The following is a 13,746-nucleotide window of genomic DNA, read 5'->3' on the forward strand; positions in this document are numbered from 1 at the left end:
TAAACGATACTTAGTTCATAATTAATCAGAATTTAAAGCTTGATTCTTATCAAGTAGCTTTATTTTTACTGAAATAGCATTTTGGCTACTAAAACATTGAAATGAACGCATTACGCAAGGACTGGAACGAAATAAAAACAAACGACAGCTGGGCAATTTTCAAAATTATGTCCGAATTTGTGGAAGGATACGAACGCATGGCCCGCATTGGCCCGTGTATCTCCATCTTCGGATCTGCCAGAACCAAAGAAGAAAATAAGTACTACCAATTAAGTGTTGAGATCGGTGAAAAGCTTGCAAAGGCCGGATACGGAATTATTACCGGTGGCGGACCGGGTATCATGGAAGCCGGAAACAAGGGTGCGCACCAGGGAGGCGGAAAATCGGTAGGACTGAACATTGACCTGCCTTTTGAGCAATTTCACAACAAATATGTCGACCGCGAAAGCCATTTGAACTTCGATTATTTCTTTGTCCGCAAAGTGATTTTCGTGAAGTATTCCCAGGGATTTGTCGTGATGCCGGGCGGATTCGGAACGATGGATGAATTATTCGAAGCCATTACTCTGATCCAAACCAAGAAAATTACCAAACGGCCTGTGGTGCTTGTAGGTAGGGATTACTGGACCGGATTGGTAGAATGGGTGCAGAACGTGATGCTTGAAAAAGAACACAATATTTCACCGGACGACATGCGCTTTTTGACCATTGTTGATACGGCGGATGAAGCAGTGAAATATGTGGATGATTTCTATAAAACGCACGATTTAAGCCCGAACTTCTAGGCAATAACCATATAAGGTTTCCCACTGACGAGCACGGGAGAAGGATAGATAGCAAACCACATAGGTCGTAGAACACAGAGGTTTTGTTTTGATTAGTGCTATTCAAGCTGGCAATTTGTCGTTTCGCTCCGCTCTCATTCTCTTTAAACCACATAGGTACATAGCACACATCGTTTTTGAATGAACTTTATGCATAGAACGTATCTTAAATGCGACCTATGTTTTTTATGTGGTTTAACTCAATGAACTGATAATCTTCTTGGCTGCGCCTTGATTTCTGGCGAAAATTTCAGCTAGTCTTTCGTTGATCAGTGCTCTTTTTCCGAGTGCTTCGTCTATGGCTCTTTCGAAACTGAAACTGTCTTCGATGGAGAAAGCTACTTCATGATCCAGGAACAATTGAGCTTCCGGGAAACGCGCAAATTTCGGTCCGAAAAAGATGGGAATACCATAAGCTCCGGGCTCCAGGATGTTGTGCAATTTCCCGGTAAATCCGCCACCGATGTAAGCCAGATCGGCATATTGATAGGCATTGGTTAACTGTCCTATGGTGTCCAGAATCAAAATATCTTTACCCAAATTCCGGAAGCTGGTATAACGTTCCAGATCTCCGTCAAATTCGGCAGAAATCTGTTCGATATGCTTCTCCGAAATATCGTGCGGGGCAATAATAATTTTGAATTTATGACGCAATTCGAACAAAGCCGGAACCAGGATTTCTTCATCGATTGTCCAGGAGCTTCCCAAAATAAGCACCGGTTTATCTTCCACAAAACTGCGGATGATTTCGTTTTCCTGGCTTCTCTCTTTCGCAGCGATCATCCGGTCGTAACGGGTATCGCCGGTTACTGTCACCTGGTCAATCCCGATACTGTTCAGCAAATCTTTCGAGCGTTGGTCCTGCGCATAAAAGTGGTCGAATAAACGCAACGCTTTCCGGAAAAATCCGCCGTACCATTTGAAAAACCGGTGACCGGGCCTGAATAAACTGCTTACTCCGTAAATTCCTGCGCCGTTTCTGCGGGCACATTTCAAGTGGTTGTACCAAAATTCGTATTTGACGAAAAACACCATTCGGGGATTGAAATGCTCCACAAACCTGCGCGCTTTGATCTTTGTATCCAGGGGTAAATAAAGCGCTAAATCTACCTGGTGCTCTCTTTTATTGTAAAATTCCATCCCGGAAGGGCTGAAAAAAGTAACTATCAGGAATGAACCAGGATGTGCTGCTTTATAGGCATTCATGACGGGAAGTCCCTGGTCAAATTCGCCCAGTGAAGCACAATGGAACCAAACGACTTCTTTATTTTTGGGAACGTGATACGAATTCAGCGGAACACGCCGGCCAAGTATCCATTTCTTTGCTTTCGGATGAAACCATGATGCAAGCCACATGACCGCATAGAACCCCCGAATGCCAAATCCGTAGAATAATCTCATTTACTCAAAATAATAGTCTTTCGGCTTGCGCTTGTAAACAGGAACAAACCATCCGACTTTAAATCCATATTGTAAATCTAACCTTTGTGCTTTAGAAACCGGTACATCCGGCTGATCAAAAAAGATATCCCTGCGATTATAGGTCAATCCTTCCTGGATATAAAATCCGGCATAGAAGTTTACGAATCCCTGGTTTGCCATAAAGGCATAGCCCGCAAACTGGTGGAAATTCAACCCGGTCGTATACCGGTCGTATCCTTTGCGGTATTTCAATTCCAGCGTAGGAACTACCTGATCCTGCGTTTCCACGCGAATTTTATGCTGCAGATATCCGAGTCCGGCGTGTACGTACAACCCGGAATTTTTATTTGGGCTAAGTACCGGAAACACTTTTCCGACCATTACATTGGCATTAAAACCGCGCATATTTACCACCACGATGGCTACATCTCCGTTTGCATCCTGGATATGCTGGTAAGAATCCGTAAGTGCAGCAAACATATTCGGGTTCTTGATCTTGTTTCCGAACATGAAGTTTCCATCCAGTCCGTAAACCCAGTTGCGGGAAGTTTTGTAACCGGCCATTGCACCCACATGATTGATGACTCCGAAACGCTCTTTCAAATCTCCTCCCGGTGCATTCAATCCGTAATGAATAGCCACCCAGGGCGTAGCAATTGCACTGTCACGCACATTTCTCTGACCAAATCCCAGGAAACTGAAGCAGATCAAAAAAGCAAGTAAAAAAGAATTTCTCATGTTTTTTAAAGTCACTCAAAAATAAGGAAATATCGCCGCTCAACGACCAAATTATCGGGAAATGCGTGAATTATCGATTAAACGGCTTATTTAAACCGGATCGATTTTGCCGGATTAATCCTGCTGATCAGTAAAGAAGGAATGAACAAGGCCAGCAAACACACACCCAAAGTAATGATATTCAACGCCCCGATTTTCCAAAGACTGAATTCAATCGGAACGGTATTCAGGTAATAAACTTTCGGGTCCAGCGGAATGATATGGAATTGGTATTGCAACCAGCAAAGGCCTATCCCGATGACATTTCCCCAAATCATTCCTTTCAAAATCAGCTGCCCGGTGTGTACCAAAAAGACTTTCCGGACAAACAAATTATTCGCTCCCAATGCTTTCAGTATCCCGATAAAATTGGTTCTCACCAGGATCAGAACGAGCAAAGCAGAACCCATATTCACAATACCGATCACCAACATCAGGATCAGAACAATGGCCAGGTTGACATCCAAAAAGCTCAGCCACATAAAGAGGTCACGCTGGTTGTCCTTGATGCTGTTTACTTTGACCTGCTGTCTGAAATCCGGGTTGAACTCCACTGCTTTTTCGATCTTCTTTTGTTGGTTTTCTATGTCTGAAAAATCGGCTACACTCAACTCGTAAGATCCTACATATTCCGTATATGAACCATGTCCGGGGAAAAATTCCAGGTCAACCGTCTTCGCTCCTGCTTTTACTTCGTAATGAAGGCCGTCCCGGCTCAAATATTTCTTCTTCAGATTTCCTTCCGAATCCACCGAAAACGGACTGGTTCCCGCTTTATCTCCGTTCACTTTAATTTTCAGCCAGGTGGTATCCGGAATCGCGGTTTCACTTTTGGGATTATCCGGGCTTCCGGTCGGTTCGTCCATAAACGTCCAGTAATCTGCTACAATGAGCTGAATCGTCGTGTCTTTTTGCGGATAGATCGCAATAACAGGCGTGTTTTCATATCCTTCGCCCCAATCGTAGCGGTAATTCCCGTTTCCTCCTGAAACCTGGGCACGCAGGATCAGATTCCCGTAATAGAGAGAATCCTCCACGATCAGTTCGGCACTGATTCCCCAATCGTTCAGTTGCTGCACCTGGGGCAGGTAACAAAACACCAGTTCCTTGTCAAAATCCTCCAGGCCGGTTTCATAAATCCCCACAATCCGGAATTGCCGCTGAATGGGCTTCTGCTTCACAAAATAAGCGTTGACCGTATCGCCCAGCTGATAGTGCAAATCGGATGCAATGCGCTGTGAAATCAGTATTTCCGTAGAAGCCGGATCTTTAAATGCGGGCAATTTCCCTGCTTTCAGGTATGTTTTAAAAAAAGACCAGTCGTAATTTTTATCAACACCTTTTAAAACAACCCCCAGGATTTCTTTCTGATCCACATCTCCTCTTGACTGAAGCAGCGCGGGCTTATAAGCAACTGATTGAACATGTTTTACACCTTCAATTCTTCGCAAAGCCTCCTCCAGTTTTTGACTCTTCATTAAGGGTGCAGATTCCATTAAAGAAATTTCTCCCGACTTCTGAATGGAGATATGTGAACCAAAACCTATAACTTTACGGCTCACTTCTTGTTGGAATCCTTCAACCACTGCAATTGTAACGATGTTTACAATCATTGCCAGAGAAATACTCAAAATAGCAATTCTCGTAATTGGTTTTGCTGCTTTTTTATTGCCTTGCAATGAATCATCCGTAACCGATTGCTTACGTTGAAGTTTTTTAGCGATGAAATAAATATAATTCCAATTATTGCTCATGCGAATACGAAAGTACATAAAGCTTTTGGCGTTGAAAAGTATTATTTTGCTTTTCCTGGCTTCGTGTGCCACAAATAAAAACCTGCGTCCGGCTCAGCCCGTTGATCCCAACACAGACAAACCGAAAGAATATCCGGTCATTCAACCCATTGATGATGAGATCAAATACGACGCATACGGCATGGAAAAACTCCCGGACCTGCAATTGGGAAATGCGCGCATGGATCTTTACCTGGATTCCTTAAGAGGTAAAAGAGTGGCCATTGTTGCCAATCAGTCTTCGCTTTTGGGTGACGACCATTTGGTAGATACCTTGTTGTCTTTGGGAATTCAGATCCAAAAGGTTTTTGCCCCGGAACACGGATTCCGAGGAACCGCAGACGCAGGGGAAAAAGTGTGGAGTCACAAGGATCCGGTTACCGGCCTGCCGATCGTTTCGCTTTACGGGAGCAATAAAAAACCGCGTGCCGACCAGTTATATGACGTAGACATCGTGTTGTTCGACATCCAGGACGTTGGCGTGCGTTTCTACACCTATATTTCCACGCTTCACTACGTGATGGAAGCATGTGCCGAAAACAATAAACCGCTGATCGTATTGGATCGTCCGAACCCGAATGCTCATTATGTAGACGGTCCGGTTTTGGAAAAAGACCAGACTTCATTCATCGGGATGCACCCCGTTCCGATCGTTTACGGAATGACCATCGGTGAATATGCTTTGATGGTCAACGGTGAATTCTGGCTGCACAACAATGTGACTTGCCAGATGTATATCGTTCCGTGCCGCAATTATACACACAAAACGAAATTTGAAATTGCCATTCCGCCGTCTCCAAACCTCCGAACAGATTTGGCGATCAATTTATACCCTAGTCTCTGCTTTTTCGAGGCAACAACAGTAAGTATCGGAAGAGGAACAGAACGACCTTTTGAAATGTATGGCCATCCGAGTTTCCGACATACCGGTTTTACCTTTGTTCCGATGCCGACTACCGGTGCGAAAGATCCTTTATGGCAAAACCGCACGTGTAACGGTTACGATCTGAGAGCCAGCCAAAACAAACGCATGTACGAGATCAACCTGAACTGGCTGATCAATGCCCGCGACCAATTGAGCGACAGTGTTGATTTTATCAATCAGCGCAACTTTTTCGACCGCCTGGCAGGAACCACACAGCTTCGGGCACAACTGAAAGCCGGATTGGGAGCCAAAGAGATCAAGGAAACCTGGAAAACGGGGATTCAATCGTTTTTGAAAACACGACAGAAATATTTGATTTACAGGTAAAAGTAGGGGCGAAAAATTTTTCGCCCTACTTTCCTTTCACCCTCCGACACTAAACGGTTTTGACACCGATCCGGAAAAATAAATCCATGCTTCTTCAATGAATTTTAATGAACTGTTATACTTTTAACCTACATCTATAAACAATTGAACTATGCTATCAATAGGATCACAAGCACCCGATTTTTCTTTGTTTGCCACACCGGACCAGCGGGTTAGTCTTTCTGAATTCCAGGGAAAAAGAGTCATTCTTGCATTTTATCCGGCAGACTGGAGCCCGGTTTGCGGAGATCAAATGGCACTTTACAATGAAATGCTCCAGTATTTTCACAAACAAAACGCCATCTTATTAGGTATTTCAGTCGATGGTAAATGGTGTCATTTATCCTTTCGACAGGACCGCAAATTACAGTTTCCGTTACTTGCAGATTTTGAGCCCAAAGGAGGAGTTGCGAAGCAGTATGAAGTCTATGACGAAAACACCGGTGAATGCATGAGAGCTTTATACGTGATCGATGAAAAAGGAGTCATTCGCTGGAATTATCTTTCGCCTGTGGGAATTAATCCGGGTGCTGACGGCATCATGGATGCGCTCGATGAAATGGACAAATCGACTAAATAACCTTATTAAATTTTAGATTATGGCACTTACTCCTCCCGTAACTGAAGCGGATCACATCCAGGGAAATCCCGACGCGGAAATTGAATTGGTGGAATATGGTGATTACCAATGTCCGCATTGTGGAAGAGCATATCCTATTATCAAAGACCTGCAGGAAAAACTGGGAGACCGGATGAAATTCGTTTTCCGCAACTTCCCGCTTGAAAAGATTCACCCACAAGCGATGCAGGCAGCAATTATCAGTGAAGCCGCAGCCTTGCAGGGAAAATATTGGGAAATGCACGACCTGATCTTTGAGAACCAAAAACGCATTCGCATAGACTTAATGACCTATGCAGAGCGGCTGGGATTGGATACCGAACAATTTAACCGGGATATTTCAAACACTGATCTGCAGGAAAAAGTAAAAGCTGATTTCTACAGCGGTATGAGAAGCGGTGTAAATACAACTCCTTCTTTTTACGTCAACGGACAAAAATTCAACGGAGACTGGGAAGGACCTGAATTACTGGAATTCATTTCCCAGACCATCATTTAAACAAACATTGAAACAACCTGTTTTACAAGTAATTATCAATTATAAATGATTTAATGATCAAGAAAATTTCACTCTTGATCATTATTGCTTACTTGCTGGATTGCTCTACTTTTTTAGCGCCTTCCAACACGGTTTCTTTCATCGATTCCATGTAGGCGCTTAGTTTTTGCTGAAGCTCCGGATTGGTTGCTCCCAGGATTTTCGCTGCCAGGATTCCTGCATTTTTTGCTGCATTGATTGCAACAGTTGCAACCGGAATTCCGTTCGGCATCTGAACGATGGACAACAAGCTGTCCCATCCGTCGATTGAATTGCTGGATTTGATCGGAACTCCTACCACCGGAAGCGGTGTCAGACTTGCTGTCATTCCCGGCAAATGGGCTGCTCCTCCTGCTCCTGCAATAATTACCTGAATCCCTCTTTCGGAAGCCGTTTTTGCATATTCGAACATGCGCTCGGGAGTTCTGTGCGCAGAAACAATGGTCAGTTCATAAGCCACTCCGAATTCCTTTAAAATATCTGCCGCATCTTGCATAATCGGCAGGTCTGAAGTGCTGCCCATGATAATCCCAACCATTTCTCTCAATTTTGTTTGCAAATCTAACGAATATTCGACAATCGTTGAAAACTATTCGTCTAATGTGAAGGATTTTCCCCGGTTTTTATTGAATTTTCTCTTAGTTTTGGGCCTCGTCCAACTTAGATTATGAAAAGACTAATACCCATTTTTGTGTGCGCCATTTTCATGCAATGGAGTTCACTACTACTGGCCCAAACGACTTTTATTACCGATAATTTTGAAGGAGCGTTTTCCTGGAACACTGTAAGTACTACCGGTCCAAATCACTGGATACAGGGTTCGTGTACCAATAACGGGGGAACTTCCGCGTTGTACATTACTTCCGGCGGAACAACCAATGACTGTACACCGACAGGTATTGCGCATTACGGGTATACAAACGCTTCCGCAGGAACGGAAACGGCGATTGTTTACCGCCAGATCAATGCTGCCTGCTACAGCGCTATCCGTATCCTGGCTGAGATACAGATAGACGGAGAAAGCGGGTTGGATTACCTGGAAGTCGTTCTAAGTACGGATGCCGGGGCAACCTGGGCGCCCGTTTCCACACAATTGGTTGCAAATCCGGCTTATACCGCATTTAACCAGTTACTTCCGGGAAGTTTTGACAATACTGTTTTCTTAATCGGTTTCCGCTTTACTTACAACAATTCAACTATCGGGAACAAAGCTCCCGCTATCGATAATTTCCGGGTACAGGGAATATCCGGCGATGTAACACCGCCAACCATTACCTGTCCTTCACCTGCAACAGGCTATACCGACGAATTCCTGTGCCAGTTCACTTTAGTGGATTTCGGAGCGCTTGCCACGGTAAACGACAACTGCGGTGTTGTTTCAACCATCCAGAATCCTGCACCGGGAACAACGGTTAGTGCCAATACAACTATTACGATTCAGGCACTGGATCCTTCGGGGAACAGCACAAGCTGTAACTTCCTGTTGACCGTATTAGACACCGTGCAACCGAAACCGACCTGTCCCGCATTAGACAGCGTTTACGCAACCGCTTCCTGTAATGCCATTGTTCCGAACCTCGTACCTTCCGTTACCGTGAATGAAGCCTGTACACCGGCAGCGTCGCTGGTTTTTAGTCAAAGCCCGGCAGCCGGAACAACGATCACAGCAACGCAAAACGTATTTGTAACGGTAACGGATCTGGCAGGAAATACGGGGTCGTGCTTTACGCATGTGGTTTTCTTCGATACGATTTCGCCCCAAATAACTTGTCCGTCCAATCAAACTGTTTCTACCAACAACGGTTGTACGTACGATGTGGCCAGCTTCACGTCACAAGCGACCGTGACGGATAACTGTTCGACTGTTTTCCTCTTGAACCAAAGTCCGGCTGTTGGAAACTCTTTACCGACCGGAGTAAACAGCATCACTATCCAGGCCATTGACCAGGACGGGAATGCAAGCGTTTGTCAATTCAATTTAACGGTTCAGGACGGAACATTGCCTGTAGTCAATTGCCCGGCAACGGTTTCTGTCCCGGTAAACAATCAGTGTCTGGCACTGGTTGGGAATTTGGTTCCGTTGGTTTCAGCAACTGATAATTGTACGGCAAGTAACTTATTGGTTTTTGCCCAGGACAAACCGGCAACCTTGTTGTTTTCCGACAGCATTACCGTTTTAATGACAGCCGTTGATTTAAACGGGAACATCGGAAGCTGTTCCATTTTTGTTACCGCGATTGACACTCTGGCACCGGTGGTTACTTGTCAAAACAGTGTGAGTCTGGCTATTTCCGGAACTTGCTCCATGACTATACCGAATTTGGCGGGAACGCATAGTGCCGTTGACAATTGCGCACCATCCAACCTGCTTACTTTTTCACAAAGTCCTGCTCCGGGAATGGTGGTTACCAATCCGGTTGGAATTGTGATTTCCTATACCGATACTTCCGGGAATGTGGGTACATGTACCACACAAACGATTCCGATCGAATCAGTTAACCCGACGATTACCTGTCCGCCGGCACAAACGCTGAACAACGGGGTGAACTGTTATGGTTTGATGGCTAATTTGACCTCGCTGGCAACCGTAACCGATAACTGTACCGGATATACCTTAACTCAGCAACCTGCTCCGGGAACAAACCTCATTTCAGGAACTCACACAATCACTATTACCGTTACCGATCTTGCCGGAAACAGTTCTTCCTGTAACACTACTTTCAGCATTATTGAGAACCAGTCTCCGGTTATTAGTTGTCCGGGAAATATTTCAACTTGTAACCCTTTGGTGAATTATGGAAACCCGGTCGGAACGGATAACTGTTATTTCACGATTTCACAAACAGATCTTTCGGGGCTTTCTTCCGGCGATATTTTCCCGGTAGGTATAACAACTCAGACTTACCAGATCGAAGATTCTTCGGGAAATACTTCCAACTGTTCCTTTACGGTTGAAGTCCTTCAATACCCGGATACGGCTTTCATCCCGAACAGCCTGATCTACCTGTGTGATACTTATACGACAACGATTGAAGCGCAGGCAATTCAATCCGGAACAGGTTCCTGGAGTATGCTGACCGGGGGCGGAACGATTTCCAATCCGAATGCTTTGCAAACGACTGTTCAAAACCTTTCTTTGGGATCGAATACTTTCGAGTGGGTTGTTACTTCTCCGACTTGCGGTGCCAGAAGAGATACGGTCAGAATTGTCGTAAACATGCCTCCTCCGCAGGCAAACCTGCAGGATTCCATGTACGCTTGTGCCACTACGAATTACATTATCCAGGGAAATGCCCCGGGAGCAGGCGCACAGGGAACGTGGTCCAGCAATTCAACCATTACTTTCAACAACATCCACGCTCCGGTAGCAACCATTCTTTCCATTCCGGACGGATACCATACCTTGTATTGGACCATCTCCACCAACGGATGTCCGAGTACAGTAGACAGCGCGATCATTTATGCACCGATAACGGCACAAGTACTCACACCCGACACTTCTTTCTGTCTGAATCAATTACCGGTCAACCTGCAGGGAAATCAGCCGGGAAGCGACCAGGCAACTTATTGGATCACCCTTTCAGGCACAGGCTCCCTGACCAATAAATACAATCCGAATACGCAACTAACAGGCGGTGCTCCGGGAGAATTAGTGCTTCTTTACAGACACACACACGATTTCTGCGGGGCTACCCAGGATACGCTTCGCATTCAACTCACCAATTGCGGGGAAGCTACTTTTGATATTCCAACTGTGTTTACACCGAACCATGACGGGGACAACGATTTGTTCGTCATTCCAAACCTGTATGAAACTTACCCGGATTGCAAAGTCACTATTATTAACCGCTGGGGAGCCCGGGTTTTCGAATCGACTGGATACAGTGAACCGTGGGACGGGACTTTCAAAGGAGACGATCTTCCTTTCGGAACTTATTTCTACGAAATCGCTTCTCCGAACAACGATTTCAGCGTTATCAAAGGTTCAATCAGTATTATCCGTTAATCCTTATTACTCATGAAAAAATTCGTAGTTACAGCATTTGTTTCAGTTGCAGGATTAGTATTCGGACAACAGGACATTCAGTTTACACAAACAGCTTCTTCCCCGTTTTTGATCAACCCGGCAGCAGGCGGACTGATGAACGTGGCTGAAGTAGTGGTCGGAAACCGCCTGCAATATGCAGGAATCGACGGAAGGCCCATGACTACTTTTGCGGGAATTCAAAGCATGGTGCGTTTTAAAAAGCGCAAATCAAAAGCGTTGTTGAGCGAACTTTCGTCAATCGGGCAAACTTTTTACAGCACTCCGCAGCGGACTGTTGCTTACAAGCAAGTTGCCGGTTTGACTTTCATCAATGACGTTATCGGTCCGTTTACCCGAACCAATGTAAAAGCAAACATCGGGGTGCATATTCCACTTTCCCAAAAATTGAATGCCGGGATCGGTTTGGGAATTGGCTGGTCCAATTTCGGAATTGACAATTCGAAAGTAACGCTTGGAAATGCAAACGATAAGGCTTACGCCAATTATATCGGAATTGCGGCTTCACAAAATTACCTGGACGCGCAGGCCGGACTGATTGTTTACAACGACCGTTTGTTAGTGAGTGTGAGCGGAAGCCAGCTTTTCAACAATAAGACACGTTTGAGTGACGTCACTACAGAAAGCCATTTCCAGCCGCATTTATTCGTATTGGGAAGTTATCGCTTTGATTTAGGTTCCAAATACGGTTTAGAGCCGATCGTTCAATTCAAATCCGTAAAAAATGCTCCTATCAGCTACGATGTGGCAATGCGTTTGCACTACATGCGCATGGGATGGGTGAGCCTTTCTTACCGCCGCCAATCTTCCATCGGAGTTGGTTTCGGGATCAATTTACTGGCGCGGTTCAACGTTTCGTACTCTTTTGAATTCGGGAACGGCGTTACGGAGAAATTCGGGAATACTTCGCACGAAGTTCGACTGGGCTTTATTTTCGGGCACAGAAGGAACATGGACAAAGAATTTAAGCAAGATGAAAAGGTAGATCCTGCTCCTGTCGAAGAAGTAAAACCGCAAGAATAAATGCTAATTTTCAAGTATTGTTAATTTTGTAAAAAAGTTCACTTGCTATGCGTCCGTTTTACTTCTTACTCAAAGTTTCATTAAACATTTCTTTCAGACTCTTCTACAAGCATTTCATTGTTTTACGTAAACACAAAAAACTTTTCGGCAGTACGATTTATGTGAGTAATCACCCGAATTCCTTCATGGACCCGATCATGATCGGAGCGATGAATTATCCCATTGTTCATTTTATGACCCGGTCGGATGTATTCGTTTGGTGGCTGAAACCGATTTTATGGTCGGCACACATGTTACCGATTTATCGCCAGCACGACGGCGGTGATATGAAAGGAAAAAACACCGATGTTTTCAAAAAAGTAAATCAATCCCTGAAAATGGGGCGCAATATCCTGATTTTCGGTGAAGGTTTTACGGATGATACGCCCATCAGAGGTTTAAAACCGGTTAAAAAAGGGCCTGCACGAATGGCTTTCGGGGCGCTGGATGCGATCAACTGGAGCAAAAAAATCTACATTGCCGGAATCGGCGTGAGTTATACCGATAGAAACACGATCGGATCTGAGTTTGTCCTGGACAATGGCCCGAAAATCTGCTTGAACGACTACAAAGAAGCTTATGCTGAAAATCCCAATAAAGTCATCAATGAGGTGACCAAGCGGGTTGAAAAAGACATGCAGGACTGTATTGTCTATATTGCCAAACCGGCTCGTTATTCCTTGCTGGAAGGCATTATGCAGATTACACGTAAAGGATACAATCACACCAATCACGATGCGCGTATTCCACTGGTGAAACGCTGGGAATATTCCAAAAAACTGGCAACCTGGATCAATGAGAACGTAACGGATGAAAGCACGGAAATCCTTGCTCTTCAGAAGGATCTGGACGCTTATTTCAACCTGGAAAAACGCATGAAAGTACAGGACCGTTTTGTGATTGCCAAACAACACCCTGAGTTGGTAAGCACCTTGAATAACTGGTTGTACCTGATTTTGATGTGGCCTTTTGCAATCGCCGGATTCATTCACGGATTTATTCCTTACATCATTTCCAAAAAACTGACGGAAAAAATCATGAGACGAAAGGTTTTCTGGGGTTCCGTAAAAATGATGATGGCCAAGATCATCGGTTCGATCTACAATATCCCGATCATTATTTTAGTTACCAAATGGTATTTACCTCACTGGTCGCTTGGAGTTCTATACTATTTCATCATTCCGGTATTGTGGCGTTTGAGCTATGAATATGCCCGGCAGTTCAAAGAAATCCAAATCAAACGCAAAATGAAAAGTGTGGATCTTTCCAAGTTTATCGAGAAGCGTGCAGACCTGGAAGAGCGTATCAAAAAGCTGATTCCGGTTGCATAATCGGTAAGAAAGACTAAATTTACTTCACACGCTGAAAATGAACA

The 13,746-nt window shown here is 44.7% G+C and carries 11 protein-coding genes; 7 read left to right on the forward strand and 4 right to left on the reverse strand.

Annotation, left to right across the window (positions count from 1 at the left end):
- The first annotated feature begins 101 nt into the window (after positions 1-101).
- Positions 102-785 carry a TIGR00730 family Rossman fold protein gene (locus ABDW02_RS10575; RefSeq protein WP_343634523.1) on the forward strand — a complete coding sequence of 228 codons (684 nt, stop codon included), beginning with the start codon at positions 102-104 and terminating at the stop codon, positions 783-785.
- Between the two features lie 234 nt (positions 786-1,019).
- Here ABDW02_RS10575 and ABDW02_RS10580 read toward each other — a convergent pair whose 3' ends face one another.
- The 3 genes from ABDW02_RS10580 to ABDW02_RS10590 all read right to left on the reverse strand — a co-directional run bounded on the left by ABDW02_RS10580 (position 1,020) and on the right by ABDW02_RS10590 (position 4,777).
- Positions 1,020-2,225, reverse strand: a complete 1,206-nt coding sequence (locus tag ABDW02_RS10580; RefSeq protein WP_343634524.1) for a glycosyltransferase N-terminal domain-containing protein — start codon at positions 2,223-2,225, stop codon at positions 1,020-1,022.
- Positions 2,226-2,984 (reverse strand): hypothetical protein, encoded by a 759-nt coding sequence (locus ABDW02_RS10585; protein ID WP_343634525.1) that lies wholly within the window; start codon positions 2,982-2,984, stop codon positions 2,226-2,228.
- An 86-nt stretch (positions 2,985-3,070) separates the two neighbouring features.
- A complete protein-coding gene (locus ABDW02_RS10590) occupies positions 3,071-4,777 on the reverse strand; it encodes an FtsX-like permease family protein (RefSeq protein WP_343634526.1) in 1,707 nt (568 codons plus the stop codon).
- Between ABDW02_RS10590 and ABDW02_RS10595 the strand changes: the two genes are divergently transcribed.
- The 3 genes from ABDW02_RS10595 to ABDW02_RS10605 all read left to right on the forward strand — a co-directional run bounded on the left by ABDW02_RS10595 (position 4,776) and on the right by ABDW02_RS10605 (position 7,225).
- Positions 4,776-6,068, forward strand: a complete 1,293-nt coding sequence (locus ABDW02_RS10595; protein ID WP_343634527.1) for a DUF1343 domain-containing protein — start codon at positions 4,776-4,778, stop codon at positions 6,066-6,068. The two genes, ABDW02_RS10590 and ABDW02_RS10595, sit on opposite strands and share 2 nt — an antisense overlap.
- Before the next feature lie 151 nt (positions 6,069-6,219).
- Positions 6,220-6,687, forward strand: a complete 468-nt coding sequence (locus ABDW02_RS10600) for a redoxin domain-containing protein (protein ID WP_343634528.1) — start codon at positions 6,220-6,222, stop codon at positions 6,685-6,687.
- Between the two features lie 19 nt (positions 6,688-6,706).
- Positions 6,707-7,225 carry a thioredoxin domain-containing protein gene (locus tag ABDW02_RS10605; RefSeq protein WP_343634529.1) on the forward strand — a complete coding sequence of 173 codons (519 nt, stop codon included), beginning with the start codon at positions 6,707-6,709 and terminating at the stop codon, positions 7,223-7,225.
- Between the two features lie 88 nt (positions 7,226-7,313).
- Here ABDW02_RS10605 and purE read toward each other — a convergent pair whose 3' ends face one another.
- Entirely contained in the window at positions 7,314-7,802 is a 489-nt protein-coding gene (gene purE / locus ABDW02_RS10610; protein WP_343634530.1) for a 5-(carboxyamino)imidazole ribonucleotide mutase, read from the reverse strand.
- A gap of 129 nt (positions 7,803-7,931) precedes the next feature.
- Here purE and ABDW02_RS10615 point away from each other — a divergent pair, with 129 nt between their 5' ends.
- Genes ABDW02_RS10615 through ABDW02_RS10625 form a run of 3 tightly spaced genes read left to right on the forward strand, consistent with a single transcriptional unit; the run spans position 7,932 to position 13,702 of the window.
- On the forward strand, positions 7,932-11,270 hold the full coding sequence (locus tag ABDW02_RS10615; RefSeq protein ID WP_343634531.1) for an HYR domain-containing protein: 3,339 nt from the start codon (positions 7,932-7,934) through the stop codon (positions 11,268-11,270).
- 12 nt (positions 11,271-11,282) lie between these two features.
- Entirely contained in the window at positions 11,283-12,332 is a 1,050-nt protein-coding gene (locus ABDW02_RS10620; protein WP_343634532.1) for a type IX secretion system membrane protein PorP/SprF, read from the forward strand.
- Positions 12,333-12,379: 47 nt separating this feature from the next.
- On the forward strand, positions 12,380-13,702 hold the full coding sequence (locus tag ABDW02_RS10625; protein ID WP_343634533.1) for a 1-acyl-sn-glycerol-3-phosphate acyltransferase: 1,323 nt from the start codon (positions 12,380-12,382) through the stop codon (positions 13,700-13,702).
- Positions 13,703-13,746: the final 44 nt, after the last annotated feature.

Source organism: Fluviicola sp., from assembly GCF_039596395.1.
In the GTDB taxonomy this organism is placed as follows: domain Bacteria; phylum Bacteroidota; class Bacteroidia; order Flavobacteriales_D; family Crocinitomicaceae; genus Fluviicola.